We start from the raw sequence: 24,840 nt of genomic DNA, 5'->3' as shown, positions 1-24,840 counted from the left end.
CGCCGCCCGCAGCGACGATCACCCGGCGCTGCGGCAGGACCTGCACACCCGGCGCGACCTGCTCAACCGCGCCTTCTACGCCGCCCTCGCCCACCGGGGTCCCGACGCCTTCCTCACCGACGCCGACGACCACCCCGGCACCGGCGAGCACGGCGGGCCGCTGTCGGGGTGGATGTGGGTCACCCGCACAGCAACCGGCCGCCGCCGCGACGGCGCCGACCCCACCACCCCGACCCCCGAAGCAGTCCTCGGGGCAGAAGAGAGCACTGCCGAGACCGCCCCCCGACGCCGCACCGCTGACCCGCATCCGACCGGCTGGCGCACCCCGCCCGACGACGAGCCTCCCTTCTGAGCAGGGGCATACCTTCCCTCCCCGGTGCCGCTCCGCGGAGCCTCCCTGGTGAGTACAGACACACCGCCCACACCACACATGCCGCGTGCCGGGGCCCGGTCCCGCCGGTCAGCAGCGGCAGGCCTGAAACGCCGGGACCAAGGCCGACGAGTGGTGAGACGGCTTGACGCAACGTGCCCCGGCGTCAAGCCCAGACCGTGACCTCCCTGTGCTGGGCAGGGCGCCTGACGTGTGGTTTACTCCCGATGTCCGCATCGAAGGAGATCCCGTGACCGCCCGCCTGTGGGCAGCGCTCGCTGCCGTCCTGCTGGGTCTGTTCCTCGGCGTCGGCATGCCCTCCGGCACGCCCGCCGCCTCGGCAGCCGCCCCCGTGGCCAGCAGCAGCTCGGATGCCGCCGAGTCCGTGCAGGGCACGCTGCGCGACCCGGACCGGGAGCCGGTGGAGGGCGTCACCGTCACGGTGACCCAGGACGGGGCCGAGATCGGCAGCGCCACCACGGACGCGGAGGGCAGGTGGTCGGTCCCGCTGCCCGGACCGGGGGCCTACACCGTGACCCTCGACGTCGCCGGCCTCCCCGAGGGTGTCGCCCCGCGCGAGGAGGGCGGCGAGGTCCTCGACGGCGTCCAGGTGCGGCCGGGCGCCTCGCAGGGCGTCATCTTCCAGCTCGGCACGGGCGAGGTGGACGAGGGCGGCGGGGGGATCCCGGTCGCCAGGATCCTGCAGCTTGTGGTGGACGGCATCAAGTTCGGCGCGATCATCGCCATCACCGCCGTCGGCCTGTCGCTGGTCTTCGGGACCACCAAGCTCATCAACTTCGCGCACGGCGAGTTCGTGACGATCGGCGCCGTGGCTGCGTACTTCCTCAGCACCTCGCCCGGCAACCTCCCCATCATCGTCGCGGCGGTGCTGGCCATGGCCGTCGGCGGAGCCGTCGCGGGAGGCTTCGAGGTGACGCTGTGGCGGCCGCTGCGACGGCGGGGGGCCGGTCTCATCCAGATGTTCATCGTGGCCATCGGGCTGTCGCTGCTGCTGCGCCACCTCGTCCTCATCGTCTTCGGCTCGCGCCGCCAGCAGTACGACGAGTACTCGCTGCAGAGCGCCCTCACCCTCGGCCCGGTCCGCATCACCCCGCGCGACCTCATCATCACCGTGCTGGCCTTCGCGATCATGATCGGCGTGGCCGTGATGCTGCAGCGCACCCGGATCGGCACGGCGATGCGCGCGGTGAACGACAACCGCGACCTCGCGCAGGCCTCCGGCATCGACGTCCAGCGGGTGATCCTCGTGGTCTGGGTGCTCGGCGGTGCGCTGGCGGCCATCGGCGGGGTGTTCTTCGGGCTGACCCAGGCGATATACAGCGAGATGGGCTTCGAGCTGCTGCTGCTGATGTTCGCCGGCGTGATCCTCGGCGGGTTGGGCAGCGCCTACGGCGCCATGCTGGGCTCGCTGGTCATCGGCCTGGTGTCCCAGCTGTCCACCCTGTGGTTCCCCGCGTCGCTGGCCTACATGTGGGCGCTGCTGGTCATGATCATCGTGCTCCTCGTCCGGCCCCAGGGCATCCTGGGCCGGCGTGAGCGGGTCGGCTGAGGAGGAGGACGATGGACCTGCTGTCCGTGCTCGCGGTGGCGATCCGGGGCGCTCTCGGCCCGGAGGCCGCGATCTACGCCCTGGCCGCCATCGGGCTCAACATCCACTTCGGCTACACCGGGCTGCTCAACTTCGGCCAGGTCGGCTTCATGCTGGTCGGGGCCTACGGGACCGCGATCTCGGTCCTCTCCTTCGGCTTCCCCCTCTGGGCGGGGGTGCTCGTCGGCATGGCCTGCGCCGTGGTGCTGGCGCTGATCCTCGGGGTGCCGACGCTGCGGCTGCGCGGGGACTACCTCGCCATCGCGACGATCGCCGCCGCCGAGGTGTTGCGCTACCTCTACCGCTCCTCGTTCGCCGAGCCGGTCACCGGCGGTGTCTTCGGGCTCGTCCAGTTCGCCGGTGGCTTCTACGAGCTCAACCCGTTCAGCGGCCCGCTCGAGCTGGGGCCGCTGCGCTTCGGTGAGCGCGCGCTGTGGCTGATGACCGTGGCCTGGGGGGCGACCTTCGTCGCGGCGGGTCTCGTCTGGCTGCTCGTCCACAGCCCGTGGGGGCGGGTCCTGCGGGCCGTCCGGGAGGACGAGGAGGCCGCGCGCAGCCTCGGCAAGAACGTCTTCGCCTACAAGATGCAGGCGCTCGTCCTCGGCGGCGTCCTGGGCGCGCTGGCAGGAGCGCTGCTGGCGATCAACAGCCAGGCCATCACCCCGGACGCCTTCATCCCGATCATCACGTTCTACCTGTGGACCATCATGATCCTCGGCGGCGCGAGCCGGGTGCTGGGACCGATCATCGGCTCGGTCGTCTTCTGGTTCCTGCTGACCTTCCTCGACGCCTTCCTGCGCTCGGCCATGTCCGCCGGCTGGATCCCCGGCGCCCTGCTCGTGCCGAGCGACATCGGGGCGGTGCGCTTCGCGGCCGTCGGGCTCGGCCTCATGCTGCTGATGATGTTCCGACCCGCCGGGCTGATCGGCAACCGGAAGGAGCTGCGTCTCGATGTCCGATGACACCCACGCCGACCTCGTCGCGGAACGGGAGGCGGCGCACGAGCAAGAGCGTGCCCACGCGTCCGCAGCCGAACCGTCGGTGGGGGCCCGACGGGCCGCCGAGGCGCTCGCCGGGGTCGCCAGCGCGCCCGGGGTCGCCAAGCCGGACCCGATCCTCGTCGCCGAAGACATGGCCCGACACTTCGGCGGGGTGCGCGCGGTCGAGGTGGAGCACCTGGAGGTGCAGCGGGGCACGATCACCGCGCTCATCGGGCCCAACGGTGCGGGCAAATCGACCTTCTTCAACCTCATCACGGGTTTCGACCGGCCCGACAGCGGGCGCTGGTCGTTCGACGCCAGCGACGTCACCGGGCGGCCGCCGCACCGCATCGCGCGCAAGGGCATGGTGCGCACCTTCCAGCTGACCAAGGCCCTGACCCGCCTCACCAGCCTGGAGAACCTCATGCTCGGGGCGACCGGGCAACGCGGCGAGGGCCTGATCGCCGCGTTGCTCCGCCCGACCTGGGCGGCCCAGGAGGCGTCGATCCGCCGTCGCGCCGAGGAGCTGCTCGGGCGGTTCAACCTCACACACATGCGCGACGAGTTCGCCGGTACCATGTCCGGCGGGCAGCGCAAGCTGCTGGAGATGGCCCGGGCCCTCATGGTCGAGCCGCAGATGATCCTGCTCGATGAGCCGATGGCCGGGGTGAACCCCGCCCTGACCCAGTCGCTGCTGGGTCACATCGAGGCGCTGCGCGACGAGGGCATGACGATCGTGCTCGTGGAGCACGACATGGACGTCATCATGTCGATCAGCGACTGGGTGGTGTGCTTCGCCCAGGGCAAGGTGATCGCGGAGGGCCGTCCGGACGACATCCGCAAGGACCCGGCCGTGATCGAGGCCTACCTGGGCAGTCACCGGGCACTGCCGACGGAGGAGGAGCGGTGAGCGTGGACGGCCAGCTCGAGGACTCGGCGACGGGCGGCACCTCCGCCGAGCCGGTGCTGTGGACCGAGGAGCTCGTCGCGGGCTACATCCCCGACGTCGACATCCTGCGGGGCTGCTCGGTCGAGGTACGGCCGGGGGAACTGGTCGGCATCATCGGCCCGAACGGCGCGGGCAAGTCGACGCTCATCAAGGCGATGTTCGGGCTGGTCCCGGTGCGCTCGGGCAGGGTGATGCTGCACGGGGAGGACATCACCTCGCGCCCCGCCCACAAGCTGGTGGCCACCGGGCTCGGCTACGTGCCCCAGAACAACAACGTCTTCCCCTCGCTCACCGTGGAGGAGAACCTCCAGATGGGCCTCTACCTGCGGCCCAAGGAGTATGCCGCCCGGTTCGCCGAGGTGAGCGACCTCTACCCGCTCCTCGCCGACCGGCGGGCGCAGCGCGCCGGGTCGCTCTCCGGCGGCGAGCGCCAGGTGGTGGCGATGGGCCGCGCCCTCATGACCGGGCCGCACGTGCTCTTCCTGGACGAGCCGTCGGCGGGCCTCTCGCCGCTCATGCAGGACTCGGTCTTCGAGGCCGTGTCACGGATCAACTCGGCCGGGGTGTCCGTGCTCATGGTGGAGCAGAACGCCCGGCAGTGCCTGGACATCTCGGACCGGGCGTACGTCCTCGACCAGGGCCAGGACGCCTACACCGGGACCGGCGAGGAGCTGGCGAACGACCCGAAGGTCATCGAGCTCTACCTCGGCACCCTGGCCCGGATCTCCGACGACTGAGAGCTGCACCACCCGCCGGTGGCACACCACGCAGCCGAGCGGCCCGGCACCCAGGAGGTGCCGGGCCGCTCGTGCGTCCGGGCGGTCGGGCGGCTGTGAGGACCACCCCGACCGCAGCGCTCACTCGCTCGGGTTGGACTCCACGGTCTCGACCGACTGCAGCTCACCGGCGTCGTCGAACTCGTAGACCTCGATCGTCGCCGTGCCCGGCTCACCGGCGTCGGTGAAGTCGAGCGGGCCGCTGGCACCGTTGTAGTCGATGTCCTCACCGTCCTCGAGCAGCCCCTTGCACTCCTCGAAGGAGGTGCACTCGGTGCCCTCGCTGGTGATGCCGTTGACCTCGGCCTTGAAATCGGCGGCGTTCACCGACCCGGCGGCCTCGGCGGCCAGCGCCATGGTGACGGCGCAGTCGTAGACCTGCGGGGCGAACTGGGTCTCCTCCAGGTCCGGCGCGAACTCCTGCAGCCGGGTGATGAAGTCGGGGTTGTCCGCGGACGCGGGGGCCGTGCCCTTCATCCCCGCGATGACGCTGGGATCGGACTCGTTGACGATGCTGCCCAGGTCCGCCGACCGCAGACCGTCCGCGCCGTAGACGCCCACGGCGTCCGGGGTGAGCCCGGCCTCGAACATGCCCTGCAGGATCTGGCCGCCCTCCTCGAAGGCGATGACCACGACGGCGTCGGGCTCGGCCGCCTCGACCGACGACACGACCGCGTTGAACTCACGGGCCAACGGGTCGTAGGTCTCGTTGAGCGAGACGGTGGCTCCGGCGTTCTCCAGCGCGGTGGCCGTGGCGTCGGCCAGGCCCGAGCCGTAGTCGTCGGCACGGGCGACGATGGCGACGTTGCTGTAGCCGTCGTTGACGATCGTGTTGGCGAGCACCGGGCCCTGGAGGGCGTCGGAGGGAGCCGTCCGGACGTAGAGCCCGTCGTCCTGGTAGTCGGTGAAGGTCGGCGCCGTGTTGGAGCCGGAGCACTGCATCACGTTGGCACCGGTCACCCGGTCGATGATCGCGAGGGACATGCCCGACGCCGCTGCGCCGACGATGGCGCTGGGCTGCTCGGCGAGGATGCGGTCGGCCGCCTGCTGCGCCGCGGCCTCCTGGCCCGCCTCGTCACCGGCGACCGCGTCGGGCACCTCGTTGCCCAGGACCCCGCCGGCGGCGTTGATGTCCTCGATGGCCAGGCCCAGGGCCTCGATCTGGGGCGGGCCGAGGAAGGCCAGCTGTCCGGTCTCCGGGAGGACGTAGCCGAAGGTGAAGGTGTCAGAGGTGTTGCCGTCGCCCCCGGCGGCCGGCTCCTCGCTCTCGGAGCCCTCCTCCTCCGCGCTGGTCTCCTCCTCGGCGCCCTCCTCCGAGCTCTCCTCGGTGGCGGTGTCGCCGGAACCGGTGTCCTCGCCGCCGTCGCCGCACGCGGCGAGCAGGGCCACGGCGGACAGTGCCGCCATCGCCTTGAGATGGGTCGTCCTACGCATGTGTTCCTCTTTCGGTTCGGGGGGCGTCGTTGCCCGTCCACGGGATTTCAGCCTAGGCCGATCACGGCCGGTCAGGAGGCCTTCGTCACCAAACTGTGACCTTGCCGCCACGTGAGGTGCTCACCCGGGACGCTCGGTGACCAGGAGTGCGGTCCCGGGCAGGAGCGTCCCACGCGTCTCGCTCCATCCGCCCCAGTCGCGGCGGCCGGGCGCCCACGCGGGCTCGTGGAGGTCCACGAGCACCAGCCCGGCCGCGCGGACCGCCCGGACGAGGTCCCCGAGGGTGCGGTGGTGCTCGGTGTAGGTCGCCCGCCCGCTCACCGTCTCCTCGACGTAGGGCCGCCGGTCGAAGTAGCTGTGCCGGGCGAGGAGCCCATCGGGACCGGGCACGTCGGGGAAGACCCAGCGGAAGGGGTGGGGGAGGGAGAAGACGACGCGTCCGCCGGGGCGCACGACGCGGGCCCACTCACGCAGCGCGCCCTCGACGTCGGGCACGAAGGCCAGGACGCCGTGCGCCGTGAACACGACGTCGACGCACGCATCGGCCAGGGGGAGGGCCGCACCGTCGCACTGCAGCTGGGCCACCGGGGCCGGGCCGTCGGTGGCCGCGTCCAACCGGGCGGCGACCCCGAGCATCCCGGAGCTGAGGTCGGACCCGATCACGCGGGCACCCTGCCCGGCGCACCACCGTGCCCCCTGTCCACCACCGCCGCCGACCTCCAGCACGTCCCGGTCCCGCAGCGGCCCCAGCGCCTGCAGCTCGGTCTCCGTGCGACCCTCGGGACCCCAGGTCAGCTCGGCGTCGCCCAGGTCCTCGCCGTGCTCAGCGTGGTATGCCTCGGCCTCTTGGTCCCACCACCGGCGCCCCGCCCGGACCGACTCCTCGTGCGAAGCGCTGCGTCGTACGACACGGTCGGGTGGGCCGGGGCGCGCCGGATCGTCCATGTCCCCAGTCTGCACCGCTTTGACCTGGCCTCCCGGCCCGGATAGTCTTGACGGGCTTGGCCAACGCCTTCGGCGTGCCCGGACGCTGGTGCGAACGGGGTCTGGCGGGCACCGCACACATCCATCCATATCTTCCAGTCCACAATCGGAGTCCCTACTACATGACTGCCACCACGGCCGAGAAGGCCACCTCCCAGATCGCTGTCAACGACATCGGCTCTGAGGAGGAACTGCTCGCGGCCATCGACGCCACGATCAAGAACTTCAACGACGGCGACATCGTCGAGGGAGTGATCGTCAAGGTCGACCGCGACGAGGTCCTGCTCGACATCGGCTACAAGACCGAGGGTGTCATCCCCTCCCGTGAGCTCGCCATCAAGCACGACGTCGACCCCTCCGAGGTCGTCACCGTCGGCGACGAGGTCGAGGCCCTGGTCCTCCAGAAGGAGGACAAGGAGGGTCGCCTGATCCTGTCCAAGAAGCGCGCGCAGTACGAGCGCGCCTGGGGCTCGATCGAGCGGATCAAGGAGGAGGACGGCGTCGTCACCGGCACCGTCATCGAGGTGGTCAAGGGCGGCCTGATCCTTGACATCGGCCTGCGTGGCTTCCTGCCCGCCTCGCTGGTCGAGATGCGCCGCGTCCGCGACCTCCAGCCCTACGTCGGCAAGGAGATCGAGGCCAAGATCATCGAGCTGGACAAGAACCGCAACAACGTGGTCCTGTCCCGCCGCGCCTGGCTGGAGCAGACCCAGTCCGAGGTCCGCACCACCTTCCTCAAGGAGCTGGCCAAGGGCCAGGTCCGCTCCGGGGTCGTCAGCAGCATCGTCAACTTCGGCGCCTTCGTCGACCTCGGCGGTGGCGTGGACGGCCTGGTGCACGTCTCCGAGCTGTCGTGGAAGCACATCGACCACCCGGGCGAGGTCGTCGAGGTCGGTGACGAGGTCACCGTCGAGGTGCTGGACGTCGACATGGACCGCGAGCGGGTCTCGCTGTCGCTGAAGGCGACGCTCGAGGACCCGTGGCAGACCTTCGCCCGGACGCACGCCATCGGTCAGGTCGTGCCCGGCAAGGTCACCAAGCTGGTCCCCTTCGGCGCCTTCGTGCGGGTCGAGGACGGCATCGAGGGCCTGGTCCACATCTCCGAGCTGGCCGAGCGCCACGTGGAGCTGCCCGAGCAGATCGTCACCGTGGGCGCCGAGGTCTTCGTCAAGGTCATCGACATCGACCTCGAGCGTCGCCGCATCTCGCTGTCGCTCAAGCAGGCCAACGACGCGGTCGCCAACGAGTTCGACCCGACGCTCTACGGCATGGCGGCGGAGTACGACGAGCAGGGCAACTACAAGTACCCCGAGGGCTTCGACCCGGAGACCAACGAGTGGCTCGAGGGCCACGAGGAGCAGCGGGAGAAGTGGGAGAAGGAGTACGCCGACGCCCACGCCCGCTGGGAGGCGCACAAGGCGCAGGTCGAGGCCGCCTCGGAGGCCGACTCCGCGGCCGGTGTCGAGGTCGCCCCGGCGTCCACGTCCTACTCCTCCTCGGCCGGCAACGCCGACGAGCCGGAGGACCAGGCCGGCACCCTCGCCTCGGACGAGGCGCTCGCCGCGCTGCGCGAGAAGCTGACCGGCAATTGAGCCGGTGCCGGTGAGCTGGTCTCGCCGGCAGCCCGGGAACGGGGTCCGACTTTTCTGTCGGACCCCGTTTCCCTATTTTGCTGACTTTTTCCTGTGATAATGTGCAGGCTGCCAAAATGTCTGCGCGAACGATAGCGACACCGACGAATTCCCTAAGAGAGAGGCGATCCGTGACCACCTCGACCGAGAGTCCGCCCACCCAGGAGGAGGCGGCCAGCACCGGCCTGGCGCCGCGCGTCTTCTACCCTGCCGCCGCGATCGTCGTCGTCTTCGTCCTGGCGGCGGTGGTCTTCCCCGCATCGATGAACAGCGCGTTGCAAGCGGCGAACGAGTACATCGTCAACACCGTGGGCTGGTACTACGTGCTGCTCAGCTTCCTCTTCGTCGTCTTCAGCATCTGGCTCGCGATCAGCAGGTACGGCGACATCAAGCTCGGCAAGGACGACGACGCGCCCGACTTCAGCTACGGCTCCTGGTTCGCCATGCTCTTCAGCGCGGGCATGGGCATCGGCCTGATGTTCTGGGGTGTCGCGGAGCCCCTGAACCACTTCGCCGGGCCGCCGCCCGGAACCGCCGAGGGCAGCAGCCAGGCCGACGTGGCGATCACCGCCATGAGCAGGACGTTCCTGCACTGGGGCCTGCACGCCTGGGCGATCTACATCATCGTCGGGCTCGGCGTCGCCTACGCGGTGCACCGTCGCAAGCTGCCCGTCTCCATTCGTTTCGCCCTGCGTCCCCTCCTCGGGGACCGCGCCGACGGCTGGATCGGTGACGTCATCGACGTCGTGGCCATCGTCGGCACCCTCTTCGGGGTCGCCACCTCCCTCGGCTTCGGCGTGGCCCAGGTGTCCGCCGGGTTGGAATTCGTCGGCGTCGTCGAGGACAGCAGCGCCTTGCTGCAGGTCCTGCTCATCGCGGGGATCACGGTGGTGGCGACCGCGTCGGTCGTCTCCGGTGTGGACAAGGGCATCAAGTGGCTGTCCAACATCAACCTGTCGCTGGCCGGTCTGCTGCTGATCTTCGTGCTCGTCGCGGGTCCGACCCTGTTCCTGCTCAACGACATGGTCCAGTCCATCGGCTACTACCTGCAGAACTTCTTCTCGATGAGCTTCTCCACCTTCGCCTACCAGGAGGAGGGCCCGGAGTGGCTCGGGAGCTGGACCACCTACTACTGGGGCTGGTGGATCAGCTGGTCCCCCTTCGTCGGCATCTTCATCGCCCGCATCTCCAGGGGCCGCACCGTCCGGGAGTTCATCACCGGTGTGCTGCTCGTGCCCACCCTGCTCACGATGGCGTGGTTCGTCATCATGGGTGGCACGGCCCTGCACCGGCAAGTCTTCGGTGACGGGTCGCTGGTCGGCGAGGACGGCTCGGTGTCGACCAACGAGGCGCTGTTCCAGATGCTGGACGGCCTGCCGGGCGGACCGTTCCTCGCGGGGCTGGCGATCGTCATGATCGTCATCTTCTTCGTGACGAGCTCGGACTCGGGCTCCTTCGTCGTCGACATGATCGCCAACGGTGGCAACCCGAACCCGCCGGTCTGGAGCCGCGTCATGTGGGCGCTGCTGGAGGGCGCGATCGCCGCGGTCCTCATCGTGGCCGGCGCCATCGCCGGGGTCGAGGGCGGCGGGCTCGCCTCGCTGCAGACCATGGCGATCATCACCGCAGCCCCGTTCACCCTGGTGATGATCGGGATCTGCATCTCCCTGGTCAAGGCCTTCGTCGCCGAGGACCGGGAGAAGGAGCGCATCGAGCGCAAGGTCATGGCGCGCGAGCTCGCCATCGAGGCCTCCGAGATGGAGGGGGTCCCGGACCCGGCCCCGCGTCGCTGAGCCTGAGCGAAGCAGGCGCTCCTGAGCGCACCTGACGAGGGTGGCCCGGCCGTGCGGCCGGGCCACCCTTGTCGGTGCCGGGGGCTACCGTGGGGGTATGCGCCCTACCACCGACCTGCAACGCACGGTCAGTCCCTTCCGCGTCGTCTCCGACTACCGTCCCAGCGGTGACCAGCCCACCGCGATCGCCGAGCTGGCGCGCCGGGTGCAGGGCGGCGAGGAGGACATCGTGCTGCTGGGCGCCACCGGCACCGGCAAGTCCGCGACCACGGCCTGGATGATCGAGCAGGTGCAGCGGCCCACCCTCGTCATGGCGCCGAACAAGACGCTCGCGGCCCAGCTCGCCAACGAGTTCAAGGAGCTGCTGCCGCACAACGCGGTGGAGTACTTCGTCAGCTACTACGACTACTACCAGCCCGAGGCCTACGTCCCGCAGACCGACACCTACATCGAGAAGGACTCCTCGATCAACGACGAGGTGGAGCGGTTGCGCCACTCGGCCACCAACTCCCTGCTGACCCGCCGGGACGTCGTCGTGGTCGCCTCGGTGTCGTGCATCTACGGCCTGGGCACCCCGCAGGAGTACGTCGACCGGATGGCCCGGCTGCGGGTGGGCGAGACCGTCGAGCGGGACGAGCTCCTGCGCCGCTTCGTCACGATGCAGTACACCCGCAACGACATGGCCTTCTCGCGCGGCACGTTCCGGGTGCGCGGCGACACCGTCGAGATCATCCCGCAGTACGAGGAGCTCGCGGTGCGCATCGAGTTTTTCGGCGACGAGATCGACCGGCTCTACACGCTCAACCCACTCACCGGCGAGGTGGTCCGCGAGGAGCAGGAGATGTATGTCTTCCCCGCCTCGCACTACGTCGCCGGTCCGGAGCGGATGGAGCGGGCGATCTCCGGGATCGAGAGCGAGCTCGCCAGCCAGCTGGAGGCCTTCGAGCAGCAGGGCAAGCTGCTCGAGGCGCAACGGCTGCGGATGCGGACGACCTACGACATCGAGATGATGCGCCAGGTCGGCTCCTGCTCCGGGATCGAGAACTACTCCCGGCACATCGACGGCCGCTCTGCGGGCTCCGCCCCCAACTGCCTCCTCGACTACTTTCCCGAGGACTTCCTGCTCGTCCTCGACGAGTCGCACGTCACCGTCCCGCAGATCGGGGCGATGTACGAGGGTGACATGTCCCGCAAGCGCACCCTCGTCGACCACGGCTTCCGGCTCCCCAGCGCGATGGACAACCGACCGCTGAAGTGGGAGGAGTTCCTCGAGCGGATCGGGCAGACGGTGTACCTGTCCGCGACCCCGGGTGACTACGAGATGGCCAAGGGCGACGGCTACGTCGAGCAGATCATCCGGCCCACCGGGCTCGTCGACCCCGAGGTCGTCCTCAAGCCGACGAAGGGGCAGATCGACGACCTGCTGCACGAGATCGGCGAGCGCACCGCGCGCGACGAGCGGGTGCTGGTGACGACGCTCACCAAGAAGATGGCCGAGGACCTCACCGACTACCTCCTCGACAAGGGGGTGCGGGTGCGCTACCTGCACTCGGAGGTCGACACCCTGCGCCGCGTCGAGCTGCTGCGGGAGCTGCGACTGGGGGAGTACGACGTCCTGGTCGGCATCAACCTGCTGCGTGAGGGGCTCGACCTGCCCGAGGTCTCGCTGGTCAGCATCCTGGACGCCGACAAGGAGGGCTTCCTGCGGTCCGCCCGGTCCCTCATCCAGACCATCGGTCGCGCCGCCCGCAACGTCTCGGGCCAGGTGCACATGTATGCCGACACCGTCACCCCGTCCATGGAGCAGGCGATCGAGGAGACCAACCGACGGCGCGAAAAGCAGCTGGCCTACAACGCCGCCCAGGGCATCGACCCGACGCCGTTGCGCAAGCGGATCGCCGACATCACCGACATGCTGGAGCGCGAGGACGCCGACACCGAGGCCCTCATGGGCAGCGGGCGCAGCCAGTCCCGAGGCAAGGGTGGGGCCTCCCGGCGGGGCACGCCGACCGTGGGCACGAGCGCGGTCGAGCGGCGCAGCGGTGACCAGCTGCCGGCGACCGAGCTCGCCCAGCTCATCCATGAGCTGACCGAGCAGATGCACCAGGCGGCCACCGATCTGCACTTCGAGCTGGCGGCCCGGTTGCGTGACGAGATCGGCGACCTCAAGAAGGAGCTGCGTCAGATGCGGGAGGCGACCGGCTGACGTGCCATCATGGGGGAGTTCGTCGGAGGGGAGTATCCCCACCTCGCGACCTCGTCGTCACCACGGCCTCCCAGAGCCCGGCGAGATCGGCACCGTCCGCCCGGATCACCACCTGGGCGGGACCGGCTGCGGGAGAGACCTCCGATCCGGCCCGCGTGCCCTGATCGGAAGGTAGAACCCGCGCATGGACGTCCCCGGTTGGGTGTGGACCGCCACGCTGGTCCTCATCACCCTCGTCTTCGCCGTCGACCTGCTGGTCCTCGGCCGTCGACCGCACGAGCCCTCCCGCAAGGAGGTCTCGGTCGCGCTGTCCATCTACATCGGCCTGGCGGTCATCTTCGGGCTCGGCGTGCTCATCACCTCGGGCGGCCAGCTCGCCGCCGAGTTCTACGCCGGCTGGTTGATGGAGTACTCGTTGTCCATCGACAACCTGTTCATCTTCCTCATCATCATGGCCAAGTTCGGCGTGCCACGGAGGTACCAGCAGTTCGCCCTCATGGTGGGCATCGTCATGGCGCTGGTCCTGCGCGCGATCTTCATCCTCGTCGGCGCTGCGGCGATCGAGCGGTGGTCCTGGGTGTTCTACCTCTTCGGCGCCTTCCTCATCTACACCGCGATCAAGCTGGCGATGGAGAACATCGGCCACGACGACGAGGAGGACGACTTCCAGGAGAACGCCCTGCTGCGCTGGGTGGAGAAACGCTTCCCGGTTACCCAGTCCTGGGAGGGCGGCACCAAGCTGCGCATCGTGGAGAGCGGCAAGCGGGTCCTCACCCCCATGGCGATCGTCATCCTCGCGCTGGGCACGACCGACCTGCTCTTCGCCCTTGACTCCATCCCGGCGATCTTCGGCCTGACGCAGGAGCCCTACCTCGTGCTCATGGCCAACGTCTTCGCCCTCATGGGGCTGCGCCAGCTCTACTTCCTCCTCGGCGACCTGCTCAAGCGGCTCGTCTACCTCGGCCTGGGCCTGTCCGTGCTGCTCGCCTTCATCGGCGTGAAGCTCATCCTGCACGCCATGCACGAGAACGAGCTGCCGTTCATCAACGGGGGCGAGCACATCGGGGTGCCCGAGGTGCCGATCTGGCTGTCCCTGACCGCGATCGTCGGCATCCTCGGCGTGACCGCCGTGGCCAGCCTGATGAAGTCGCGCCGGGACGCGGCCCGCGGCATCACCCACGAGGGCGACGAGGCACGGCTCGACAGCAACGAGGTCGGCCTGCTCGGCGGTACGCAGCACCACGGCAAGGAGTCTGCGGACGGCTCGGGCGAGTCCGCCGCCTCCTCCACGGCTACCCGGAAGGGTCCGGAGCAGCACTGAGCGTGCTGCCCGTCCTCCGCCCGAGGACGGCGATGCTGGCCACCACCACCAGCGCCATGCCGAGCAGCTGCAGCGGGCCGAGGAGCTGACTCAGCACCAGCAGCCCGGCCAGGGCTGCTGCTGCGGGCTCCAGGCTGAGCAGGACGCCGAAGGTCCCCGCCGCCAGGTGGCGCAGCGCGAGCAGCTCCAGGCTGTAGGGGATCGCCGAGGACAGCAGGGCGATCCCGAGACCGGTGAGGATCGCGCGCGGCTGCCAGAGGTCGGCGCCCGCGGTGACCAGCCCCAGCGGCAGCGTGACCGCCGCACCCAGGGCGAGACAGATGGCGATGCCGTCGAGGCCCTCGAAGCGCGCCCCGGTGCGGGCGCTGAGCACGATGTAGGCCGCCCAGCACGCCCCGGCGAGGGCGGCGAGCAGCATCCCCGTCAGGTCGAGCTGCGCCCACGGCACGGTGAGGGCCTCCGAGATCAGGACGACGCCGGTGAGTGCCGCGAGCACCGCCAAGGCGTCGCGGGCCTGCCGCGAGAGGGCCGCCGCGAGCGCCAGCGGGCCGAGGAACTCGATGGTCACGGCGACGCCGATCGGCAGTCGGGCGAGGCTGGCGTAGAAGGCGAGGTTCATGCAGGTGAGGGCTGCAGAGAAGAGCCCGACGACCGCCCAGTCCGCTCGGCTGCGGCCGCGCACCCGGGGGCGGACGAGCGCCCAGAGCATCGCGGTGGACAGGGTCAGGCGCAGCGCCACCGAGCCGACGACGCCGACGAGGGGGAGCAGCGTGGCGGCCAGGGCGCCGCCGAACTGCACCGAGACCACCGCCAGCAGCACCAGCAGGACGGGGTGGGCCGTGCCGGGCCGCCCTGCCGAGGTCACCAACCCCGCTCGCGCCACTGCTGCAGAGACGGGCGCTCGGCGCCGAGCGTGGTGTTGTCGCCGTGACCGGGCAGGACGAGGGCGTCGTCGTCGAAGACGGCGAAGACCCGGCCCTCCAGGTCGTCCATGAGCGAGGTGAAGTCGCCGGGTCCGGACGTCTTCCCAGGGCCGCCCGGGAACAGGCTGTCACCGGTGAAGAGCAGGGTGGTGGTCCGGTCGGCGGCGGTGCTGAGCGCCAGCGCCACCGACCCGGGCGTGTGCCCACGCAGGTGGACGACGTCCATGACCAGGTGGCCCAGCCGCACGGTGTCACCGTCGTGCAGCGCCCGGTCCACCGGCACAGGCAGGCCCTCGGCGTCGTCCGCACCGGCCAGGACGGTGGCCCCGGTCTGCGCCACGACCTCGGTCAGTGCCCGGTGGTGGTCCCAGTGCCGGTGGGTGGTCAGCACCGCCTCGAGCGACCGGCCCCGTCCCCGGTCGTCCTCGTCGAGCAGCCGGAGGACGCGGTCGGCGTCGTCCGCGGCGTCGACGAGCAATCGTGCTCCGGTCGCGGTGCACGTGATGAGGTAGACGTTGTTGTCCATCTCGCTCACGCTGCACTTGCGCACCATCGTGGGACCGAGGTCGAGCGTCCAGCTCGGCCCTCCCGGGCTGACGTGTCCGCGCAGGTCGGTGGCTCTCACCCGGTGATCCTAGGTGACGGTCCGGGTCAGGCGGTCAGCGGGCGGTCGCTCGCCCGGATGGGCGACGGCAGCGTCGTGCTGCCGCTGAGGTAGCGGTCGACCGTCGCGGCGCAGGCACGCCCCTCGGCGATCGCCCACACGATGAGCGACTGTCCGCGACCGCAGTCCCCGGCCGCGAAGACCCCGTCCAGGGGCGTCGCGAAGGAGTCGTCCCGCTCGTAGGTGTTGCGCGACGTGCGGGCCAGCGCTTCGGCGGGGGCGGCCTCCTCGTCCGGGCCGACGAAGCCCATGGCGAGCAGCACGAGGTCGGCCGGGATCTCCCGCTCCGTGCCGTCCAGGGGGACGAAACGTCCGTCGACGAACTCGCCGTCCACGAGGACCAGGGCGCGCACCCGACCCTCGTCGTCGCCCAGGACCTGCAGGGTGGAGACACCGTAGTTCCGGTCGCCGCCCTCCTCGTGCGCCTCGGTCACCTTGTAGAGCATCGGGTAGGTGGGCCACGGCTGCGCCTCCGGCCGCTCCTGCGGAGGGGTCGGCATGATCTCCAGCTGCAGCACCGACTCCGCGCCGTGCCGGTGCGCCGTCCCGAGGCAGTCCGCACCGGTGTCCCCACCGCCGATGATGACGACGTGCTTGCCCGCGGCGTCGATGCCCCGCTCCCCGCCGAGGGCCTCCTTGTTGGCCGGGACGAGGAAGTCCATCGCGGGGTGAACGCCATCCAGGTCGGCGCCCGGCACCTGCAAGGTCCGTGGCACGGTCGAGCCGGTCGCGAGGACGACGGCGTCGAAGCGCTCCCGCAGCTGGTCGAGGGACTCGTCGTCCGGTCCGTCACCGCCGATGGTGACGCCGGTGACGAAGCGGATGCCCTCCCCGCGGAGCTGGACCAGGCGACGGTCGAGGACCGCCTTCTCCATCTTGAACTCCGGGATGCCGTAGCGCAGCAGCCCGCCGACGGCGTCGGCCCGCTCGTAGACGACGACCGTGTGCCCCGCGCGGCCCAGCTGCTGTGCCGCGGCGAGCCCGGCGGGGCCCGAGCCGACCACGGCGACGGTCCTGCCGCTGAGCCACTCCGGCTCCTGCGGTGTCACCCGGCCGTTGGAGAAGGCCCGGTCGATGATCGAGACCTCGATCTGCTTGATCGTCACCGGTGGCTGGTTGATCCCGAGGACGCACGCCGTCTCGCACGGCGCCGGGCACAACCGCCCGGTGAACTCGGGGAAGTTGTTGGTCGCGTGCAGCCGCTCGATGGCCTCGGCGAAGTTGGCGCGGCGGGTGTGGTCGTTCCACTCCGGGATGAGGTTGCCCAGCGGGCAGCCGGTGTGGCAGAACGGGATGCCGCAGTCCATGCAGCGGCTCGCCTGGCGCTGCAGGACGGAGGTCGCCTGCTCGCCGTGCACCTCCTCCCAGTCCATGATGCGCACCGGGACGGGCCGGGTCGGGCGGTTCTCCCGCTCCCGGTGGGTCAGGAAGCCTTTGGGGTCAGCCATGGGAGTCCTCCAGGATCATCTGCCAGGCGTGGGGGCCGTTGGGGTCGTCGCCGCGGTCCTCCGCCTCGCGGCGGATGCGCAGCACGCTGGCGTACTGGCGTGGGGTGATGGTCGTCAGGCGCAGGGCCCAGTCCGGGTCGTCGAGGAGCGCGCCGGCCACCGTGCTCCCGGTGAGCTCGGCGTGCTCCTCGATCAGCGCCCGGACCACGTCGAGGTGCTCGGTCTCGGCCAGCGGGGTGAGCAGCAGGTCGCCACCCGCCATGGCCAGCGGGTTCATCCGGCCCTCGTCGAGGTCGAGGACCACGGCCGTGCCGCCGGACATCCCCGCGCCGAGGTTGCGGCCGGTGCGGCCGAGCACGAGGGCCATCCCACCGGTCATGTACTCCAGCGCGTGGTCACCGACACCCTCCACGACCGCGGTCGCACCGGAGTTGCGGACGCAGAAGCGCTCGCCGACGAGTCCTCGGACATTGACCTGTCCCGCGGTGGCGCCGTAGCAGAGGACGTTGCCCGCGATCACCTGGTCGGTGGCGACGAAGGGAGAGTCCTCCGGCGGCCGCACCACGATCCGGCCTCCCGACAGACCCTTGCCGACGAAGTCGTTGGCGTCACCGACCAGGCGCAGCGTGATCCCGCGGGGGAGGAAGGCGCCGAACGACTGCCCGGCCGACCCGGTGAGAGTGAGGTCGATGGTGCCCTCGGGCAGGCCGTCCGGCCCTGCCGACAGGGTCACGTGATGACCCAGCAAGGTCCCCACCGTGCGGTTCACGTTGGTGATGGGGAAGCTACCGGTGACCGAAGAGCCGTGGGTGAGGGCGGGCTGGGCCAGCTCGATGAGCTGGTTGTCGAGGGCGGCGGCGAGACCGTGCTCTTGCTGCGTGGTGCAGTGCCGAGCCGCCCCGTCGGGGATCGGCGTGAGGTGCAGGACCGGCGCGAGGTCGAGACCGTCGGCCTTCCAGTGCGCCACCGCGCGGGAGGTGTCGAGCAGGTCGGCCCGGCCGATGACCTCGTCCAGGCTCCGGTAGCCGAGCTGTGCGAGCAGCTCCCGCACCTGCTGGGCGATGAACTCGAAGAAGGTCACCACGAACTCCGCCTTCCCGGTGTAGCGCTCGCGCAGCTCCGGGTTCTGGGTGGCGATGCCGACCGGGCAGGTGTCGAGGTGGCATACCCGCATCATGATGCAGCCGGACACGACCAGCGGGGCGGTCGCGAAGCCGAACTCCTCCGCGCCGAGCAGGGCCGCCACCAGGACGTCCCGACCCGTCTTGAGCTGCCCGTCGCACTGCACCACGATGCGGTCGCGCAGCCCGTTGAGCAGGAGCGTCTGCTGCGTCTCGGCCAGGCCCAGCTCCCAGGGCGTCCCGGCGTGCTTGAGCGAGGTGAGCGGGCTCGCACCGGTGCCCCCGTCGTGGCCGGAGATGAGCACCACGTCCGACTTGGCCTTGGAGACCCCCGCCGCGACGGTGCCTACGCCGATCTGGCTCACCAGCTTGACGTGGATCCGCGCCTTCGGGTTGGCGTTCTTGAGGTCGTGGATGAGCTGCTTGATGTCCTCGATCGAGTAGATGTCGTGGTGCGGTGGCGGTGAGATGAGGCCGACGCCCGGCGTGGAGTGCCGGGTGCTCGCCACCCAGGGGTAGACCTTGCCCGGGGGGAGCTGTCCGCCCTCACCGGGCTTGGCGCCCTGCGCCATCTTGATCTGGATGTCGTCGGCGTGCACGAGGTAGGGGGAGGTGACGCCGAACCGGCCGGAGGCGACCTGCTTGATCGCCGAACGCCGCTCCGGGTCGAGCAGCCGCTCGACGTCCTCCCCGCCCTCACCGGTGTTGGACTTGCCGCCCAGCCGGTTCATCGCGATCGCGAGCGTCTCGTGCGCCTCCTGCGAGATCGAGCCGTAGCTCATCGCCCCGGTCGCGAACCTGCGGACGATGTCGCTCACCGGCTCGACCTCGTCGATGTCGACCGGGTCCCGGTCGGGCTGCAGCCCGAAGAGACCGCGCAGGGTCATGAGCTCGGCCGCCTGCTCGTCGACGAGGTCGGTGTACTGCTTGAAGACGTCGTAGCGGCCCTGCCGGGTGGCGTGCTGGAGCCGGAAGACCGCCTCCGGGCTGAAGAGGTGGGGCGGACCCTCGCGACGCCACTGGTACTCACCACCGATGTCCAGGGCGCGGTGGTAGGGCGGGATGCCGGAGAGCGGGTAGGCGACCGCGTGCCGCCGGCGGACCTCCTCGGCGATGACGTCCAGCCCGACCCCGTCGATCTGGCTCGTGGTCCCGGTGAACCACCGCTCGACGACGTCGCGGGACAGGCCCACGGCCTCGAACGTCTGCGCCCCGCGGTAGGAGGCGATGGTGGAGATGCCCATCTTCGACATCACCTTGAGCACGCCCTTGCCGAGCGCCTTGATGAGGTGGCTGATGGCGACGTCGGGGTCGAGCCCGTCCAGCACCTGACCCGCGGAGCAGAGGTTCTCGACCGTCTCCATGGCGAGGTACGGATTGACGGCGGCAGCCCCGTAGGCCACGAGCAGCGCCACGTGGTGGACCTCGCGGACGTCCCCGGCCTCGACCAGGAGCCCGACCCGGGTGCGGGTGTTGTTGCGCACGAGGTGGTGGTGGACCGCGCTGGTGAGCAGCAGGGAGGGGATGGGGGCACGCTCGCGGTCGGCGTGGCGGTCGGAGAGCACCACGAAGAAGGCTCCGGCGGCGATGGCCTCGTCCACCTCGGCGCAGATCTCCTCGAGCCGCTGCTCCAGGGCCTGGGCGCCGCCGTCGACCCGGTAGAGGCCGCGGACGACCACGGCGGCGAACTCGGGGTGCTCACCCTCGACGTTGATGCGGCGCAGCTTCGCGAGCTGGTCGTTGTCGATCACGGGGAAGGGCAGGACGACCTGCTTGGCGTGCTCCGGGGTCTCCGAGAGCAGGTTGGGCTCGGGCCCGCTGGAGCTGCCCAGCGAGGTCACGATCTCCTCCCGGATCGCGTCGAGCGGCGGGTTGGTCACCTGCGCGAAGGCCTCGACGAAGTAGTCGAAGAGCAGCCGCGGACGGTCGGACAGCGCCGCGATCGGGGTGTCCGTGCCCATGGCGCCCAGCGGCTCGGCCCCGGCCTGGGCCATGGGGGCGAGGATGATCCGCAGCTCCTCCTCGGTGTAGCCGAAGATCTGCTGCCGGCGCGTCACGGACGCGTGCGTGTGCCTCACGTGGACCTGGGTCGGCAGCGAGTCCATGTGGACCAGCTGCTGGTCCAGCCACGCGCGGTAGGGCTGCGCCGCGGCGAGGTCCTTCTTGACCTGCGTGTCGTCCAGGATCTGGCCGGCCTCGAGGTCGACGAGGAACATCCGGCCGGGGGCGACCCGGCCCTTGCGCACGACCTTCTCCGGCGGGATGGGGAGCAGGCCCGACTCCGACCCCAGCACCACCAGGCCGTCGTCGGTGACCCAGTACCGGGAGGGCCGCAGGCCGTTGCGGTCCAGGACCGCACCCACCTGCGTGCCGTCGGTGAACACGAGGTTGGCCGGCCCGTCCCACGGCTCCATGAGCATCGAGTGGTACTCGTAGAAGGCGCGGACGTCGGGGTCCATCGTCTCGTCGTTCTCCCACGACTCCGGGATCATCATGAGCACGGCGTGGGGGAGGGACCGGCCGCCGAGGGTGAGCAGCTCCACCACCTCGTCGAAGGTCGCGGAGTCGCTGGCCTCCGGGGTGCAGATGGGCAGCGCGTCGGCGAGGTCGCCGGGGAACAGCTCGCTGGTGAGCTGGGACTGGCGGGCCCGCATCCAGTTGCGGTTGCCCTTCACCGTGTTGATCTCGCCGTTGTGCGCGATGACGCGGTAGGGGTGAGCCAGCGGCCAGGACGGGAAGGTGTTGGTGGAGAAGCGGGAGTGCACCACGGCGAGCGCGCTGGTGTAGCGCTCGTCGGTGAGGTCGGGAAAGTAGGCCGGCAGCTGGTCGGTCGTCAGCATGCCCTTGTAGGTGATGGTGCGGGTGGACAGCGACACCGGGTAGGCGACCGTGCGCCGTTCGATCCGCTTGCGGGCCAGCCAGACCCGACGCTCCAGCTCGAGCCCGGACTCGTCCGGGCTCTCCTGACCTGCCGCGACGACGAGCTGGCGCATCACCGGCATGACGGACAGTGCCGTCGGGCCGATCATGCCGGCGTCCACCGGCACCTCCCGCCAGCCGAGCACGCTCAGCCCGGAGGCCCGGACGATCTCCTCGACCTGCGCCGCGACCTCGTCGGCCTGGCCGTCCCCGGGGAGGAAGACGATGCCGACGGCATAGCGGCCGCGCTCCGGGAGGTCGAACGGCAGCACCTCCCGGAGGAAGGCGTCCGGCACCTGCGTGAGGATGCCCGCGCCGTCACCGGTGTTCTCCTCGCTCCCGACCGCGCCGCGGTGGTCGAGGTTGTGCAGCGCGGTGAGGGCCTGGGCCACGATGTCGTGCCGGGCGGAGCCGTCCAGCCGGGCCACGAAGGCGACGCCGCAGCTGTCGTGCTCGTGGGCCCCGTCGTAGAGCCCTTCGGGGGCGGCGCCGGGCACGGGACGCAGGGCAGCGGCGGTCGGGACGATCGTCTCTGTCATGGGATCACCGGTTTCGGGACGGGGCCGTGCCGAGGGGAGGCAGCGACCTGAGGTGCGTGTGGACGGGACATCGCTGGCCCTGCGACAAAATCATGCAGGGTCCAGCATACCTATGCAGTTGCCCCGGCGGAAAAGCCGTGCGCGACCGGGTGTGTCAGTGGCGCGGCCTACAGTGGGGTCGTGCCATCTTCGCCTCCTACGTCCGCAGTGTCACGCGCCCGGCACGACCGTCTCGTGGTCCAGGGTGCACGCGAGCACAACCTCCGCGACGTCTCGGTCGACATCCCCCGGGACGCGCTCGTGGTCTTCACCGGCCTGTCCGGATCGGGCAAGTCCTCGTTGGCCTTCGACACCATCTTCGCCGAGGGTCAGCGGCGCTACGTGGAGTCGCTCTCGGCCTACGCCCGGATGTTTCTCGGCCAGATGGACAAACCGGACGTGGACTTCATCGAAGGGCTGTCACCGGCGGTGTCGATCGACCAGAAGTCGACCAACCGCAACCCGCGGTCCACCGTGGGCACCATCACGGAGGTCTACGACTACCTGCGGCTGCTGTATGCCCGGGTGGGGCGACCGCACTGCCCGGTGTGCGGCGAGCCGGTCGAGCGACAGACGCCGCAGCAGGTGGTCGACCGGCTGCTCCAGCTGCCGCCGGGTGTGCGCTACCAACTGCTGGCCCCGGTCGTCCGCGGCCGCAAGGGTGAGTTCGTCGACCTCTTCGCCGAGCTCCAGGCCAAGGGCTTCGCCCGCGCACGGGTGGATGGCGAGCTCGTCTCGCTCAGCGACCCTCCCACCCTGGAGAAGCAGAAGAAGCACAGCATCGAGGTCGTCGTGGACCGGCTCGTGAGCAAGGTGGGGGAGGGCGAGGACGGCTCGGACGCACCGACCGTCGACCGCGCCTACGCCCGGCGTCTCACCGACTCGGTGGAGACCGCCCTCTCGCTGGCGGGCGGGATCATGGTGGCCGAGTTCGTCGACGCGCCGGCCACCGCGGGGGAGGCCGCGGCGGGCGGTCGCGAGGCACCGGTGGACGAGTCCGGTGAGCCGCTGCCGCGGGAGCGGCGCTTCTCCGAACGGATGGCGTGCCCCAACGACCACCCGCTGTCGATCGACGAGGTCGAGCCGCGCTCGTTCTCCTTCAACAGCCCGTTCGGCGCGTGCTCGGAGTGCACCGGCATCGGGGTCGAGCTCGAGGTGGACCCCGAGCTCGTGGTCCGTGAGGACCTCAGCATCCTGGGCGGCGCCCTGGTGCCCTGGTCGACCGCCTCCGGGCTGAGCGACTACTTCCTGCGGGTGCTCGGCGGGCTGTCCGACGACCTCGGTTTCCGGCTGGACGTGCCGTGGAAGCAGCTGCCCGGACGCGCGCGCGACGCATCCTGGAGGGCTACAAGCACAAGGTGCACGTCCGCTACAAGAACCGCTTCGGCCGGGAGCGCAGCTACTCCACCGGCTTCGAGGGGGTCCTGCCCTACGTCAAGCGCAAGCACGCCGAGACCGAGTCCGAGAGCAGCCGTGAGCGCTACGAGGGCTTCATGCGCGAGGTCCCCTGCCCGGCCTGCAAGGGGGCCCGGCTCAAGCCGGAGATCCTGGCCGTCCTCGTCGGCGGCCGCAGCATCGCGGAGGTGTGCGCGCTGCCGATCGACCAGTGCGCCGAGTTTCTCGCCTCGGTGGACTACACCGAGCGCGAGGCCGCGATCGCCGGTCAGGTGAGCCGGGAGATCGACGCCCGGCTCGGCTTCCTGCTCGACGTCGGGCTCGACTACCTCTCCCTGGACCGCCCGGCGGGCACCCTCTCCGGGGGTGAGGCGCAGCGGATCCGCCTCGCGACCCAGATCGGCTCCGGGCTGGTCGGCGTGCTCTACGTCCTCGACGAGCCCAGCATCGGCCTGCACCAGCGGGACAACCGGCGTCTCATCGAGACCCTCACCCGGCTGCGGGACCTGGGCAACACGCTCATCGTCGTCGAGCACGACGAGGACACCATCGCCACCGCCGACTGGGTCGTCGACATCGGTCCCGGCGCCGGCGAGCACGGCGGGCACGTGGTGCACAGCGGCAGCGTGGCGGACCTGCTCAGCCACCGGACCTCGCTGACCGGGCAGTACCTCTCCGGGCGCAAGGCCATCGAGACGCCGTCTGAGCGTCGGCCGCAGGACGGCCGCGCGGTCACGGTCCGCGGCGCCCGCGAGCACAACCTGCAGCAGGTCGACGTGGCCTTCCCTCTCGGCAACCTCGTCGCGGTGACCGGGGTCAGCGGGTCCGGCAAGTCCACGCTGGTCAACGACATCCTCTACCGCGTCATGGCGAACCAGCTCAACGGCGCGCGGCACGTGCCCGGCCGGCACCGCAAGGTGGAGGGCCTGGACCAGCTGGACAAGGTCGTGCACGTCGACCAGAGCCCCATCGGTCGGACCCCGCGCAGCAACCCGGCGACCTACACCGGCCTGTTCGACCACATCCGCAGGCTCTTCGCCACCACCACGGAGGCGAAGGTGCGCGGCTACCAGCCGGGACGCTTCTCCTTCAACGTCAAGGGCGGCCGCTGCGAGGCCTGCTCGGGCGACGGCACGCTGAAGATCGAGATGAACTTCCTGCCCGACGTCTACGTCCCCTGCGAGGTCTGCCACGGCCGGCGCTACAACCGGGAGACGCTGGAGGTCCACTTCAAGGGGCGCACCATCGCCGACGTGCTCGACATGCCCATCGAGGAGGCGGCGGAGTTCTTCTCCGCGGTGCCGGTCATCGCCCGGCACCTGACCACCCTCGTCCAGGTCGGCCTGGGCTACGTGCGTCTGGGGCAGCCCGCCACGACGTTGTCGGGGGGTGAGGCGCAGCGCGTCAAGCTGGCGGCCGAGCTGCAGAAGCGTTCCACCGGCCGCACCATCTACGTCCTGGACGAGCCGACCACCGGGCTGCACTTCGAGGACATCCGGCGTCTGCTGGGGGTGCTCCAGGGGCTGGTGGACAAGGGCAACACGGTGCTGGTCATCGAGCACAACCTCGATGTCATCAAGTCCGCCGACTGGGTGCTCGACCTGGGCCCCGAGGGCGGCCGGGGCGGGGGCACGGTGGTGGCGGCGGGCACCCCCGAGCAGGTCGCCCAGGTGGAGGCGAGCCATACGGGCCGGTTCCTCGCGCCCGTGCTCGGGCTCGACCGGAGGTCCACCGCGTGA

General features: G+C 70.5%; 15 protein-coding genes and 1 pseudogene. 10 read left to right on the top strand and 6 right to left on the bottom strand.

From position 1 onward, the window contains the following. From BJF86_RS17820 to BJF86_RS03045, 5 genes are all read left to right on the top strand, one after another. The coding region (locus tag BJF86_RS17820; protein ID WP_158068356.1) for a hypothetical protein at window positions 1–352 on the top strand (352 nt) is incomplete at its 5' end. 268 nt (window positions 353–620) lie between these two features. Further along, on the top strand, window positions 621–1,940 hold the full coding sequence (locus BJF86_RS03060) for a branched-chain amino acid ABC transporter permease (protein WP_143553653.1): 1,320 nt from the start codon (window positions 621–623) through the stop codon (window positions 1,938–1,940). Between the two features lie 11 nt (window positions 1,941–1,951). Further along, complete coding sequence (locus BJF86_RS03055) at window positions 1,952–2,941, top strand: branched-chain amino acid ABC transporter permease (protein ID WP_075816911.1); 990 nt, start codon at window positions 1,952–1,954, stop codon at window positions 2,939–2,941. Continuing rightward, window positions 2,931–3,869 (top strand): ABC transporter ATP-binding protein, encoded by a 939-nt coding sequence (locus tag BJF86_RS03050; RefSeq protein WP_187345587.1) that lies wholly within the window; start codon window positions 2,931–2,933, stop codon window positions 3,867–3,869. The genes BJF86_RS03055 and BJF86_RS03050 overlap by 11 nt, the downstream gene beginning before the upstream one ends. 53 nt (window positions 3,870–3,922) lie before the next feature. Next, complete coding sequence (locus BJF86_RS03045) at window positions 3,923–4,645, top strand: ABC transporter ATP-binding protein (RefSeq protein WP_202817307.1); 723 nt, start codon at window positions 3,923–3,925, stop codon at window positions 4,643–4,645. 120 nt (window positions 4,646–4,765) lie between these two features. Here the strand turns inward: BJF86_RS03045 and BJF86_RS03040 are convergent, their stop codons facing one another. Further along, window positions 4,766–6,118: an ABC transporter substrate-binding protein gene (locus BJF86_RS03040; RefSeq protein WP_075816909.1), complete on the bottom strand. Its 1,353-nt coding sequence runs from the start codon at window positions 6,116–6,118 to the stop codon at window positions 4,766–4,768. Window positions 6,119–6,238: 120 nt separating this feature from the next. Then, window positions 6,239–7,063 (bottom strand): class I SAM-dependent methyltransferase, encoded by an 825-nt coding sequence (locus BJF86_RS03035; RefSeq protein WP_075816908.1) that lies wholly within the window; start codon window positions 7,061–7,063, stop codon window positions 6,239–6,241. Window positions 7,064–7,224: 161 nt separating this feature from the next. On the opposite strand from BJF86_RS03035, the gene rpsA reads away from it, so the two are divergent. The 4 genes from rpsA (at window position 7,225) to BJF86_RS03015 (ending at window position 14,053) form a co-directional block, all read left to right on the top strand. After that, the gene (rpsA, locus tag BJF86_RS03030; protein WP_075816907.1) at window positions 7,225–8,694 is read left to right on the top strand and encodes a 30S ribosomal protein S1; all 1,470 of its coding nucleotides are present in this window, start codon (window positions 7,225–7,227) and stop codon (window positions 8,692–8,694) included. 170 nt (window positions 8,695–8,864) lie between these two features. Further along, complete coding sequence (locus BJF86_RS03025; protein ID WP_075816906.1) at window positions 8,865–10,526, top strand: BCCT family transporter; 1,662 nt, start codon at window positions 8,865–8,867, stop codon at window positions 10,524–10,526. A gap of 97 nt (window positions 10,527–10,623) precedes the next feature. Continuing rightward, window positions 10,624–12,732 (top strand): excinuclease ABC subunit UvrB, encoded by a 2,109-nt coding sequence (uvrB, locus tag BJF86_RS03020; RefSeq protein ID WP_075816905.1) that lies wholly within the window; start codon window positions 10,624–10,626, stop codon window positions 12,730–12,732. Window positions 12,733–12,916: 184 nt separating this feature from the next. Further along, entirely contained in the window at window positions 12,917–14,053 is a 1,137-nt protein-coding gene (locus tag BJF86_RS03015; RefSeq protein ID WP_075816904.1) for a TerC family protein, read from the top strand. On the opposite strand, the gene BJF86_RS03010 is transcribed toward BJF86_RS03015, so the two are convergent. The 4 genes from BJF86_RS03010 to gltB are packed head-to-tail and all read right to left on the bottom strand — an operon-like array spanning window position 14,025 to window position 21,667. Beyond that, window positions 14,025–14,921, bottom strand: coding sequence for an EamA family transporter (locus BJF86_RS03010; protein ID WP_052327752.1), 897 nt, complete (start codon window positions 14,919–14,921; stop codon window positions 14,025–14,027). The genes BJF86_RS03015 and BJF86_RS03010 overlap by 29 nt on opposite strands. After that, window positions 14,915–15,601, bottom strand: coding sequence for an MBL fold metallo-hydrolase (locus BJF86_RS03005; RefSeq protein ID WP_075816903.1), 687 nt, complete (start codon window positions 15,599–15,601; stop codon window positions 14,915–14,917). Before BJF86_RS03005 ends, BJF86_RS03010 begins: the two co-directional genes overlap by 7 nt. A 26-nt stretch (window positions 15,602–15,627) precedes the next feature. After that, a complete protein-coding gene (locus BJF86_RS03000) occupies window positions 15,628–17,088 on the bottom strand; it encodes a glutamate synthase subunit beta (protein WP_075816902.1) in 1,461 nt (486 codons plus the stop codon). Then, window positions 17,081–21,667: a glutamate synthase large subunit gene (gene gltB, locus BJF86_RS02995; RefSeq protein ID WP_075816901.1), complete on the bottom strand. Its 4,587-nt coding sequence runs from the start codon at window positions 21,665–21,667 to the stop codon at window positions 17,081–17,083. Before gltB ends, BJF86_RS03000 begins: the two co-directional genes overlap by 8 nt. A gap of 207 nt (window positions 21,668–21,874) precedes the next feature. Here gltB and uvrA point away from each other — a divergent pair. After that, window positions 21,875–24,840: pseudogene (gene uvrA, locus BJF86_RS02990) on the top strand (excinuclease ABC subunit UvrA).

Origin of the sequence: Serinicoccus sp. CNJ-927, assembly GCF_001942435.1 — a bacterium.
GTDB classification, from domain to species: Bacteria; Actinomycetota; Actinomycetes; order Actinomycetales; family Dermatophilaceae; genus Ornithinicoccus; species Ornithinicoccus marinus.
Note: the sequence above shows the minus strand (reverse complement) of the source record. Positions and strands in the feature narration are given on the sequence as shown.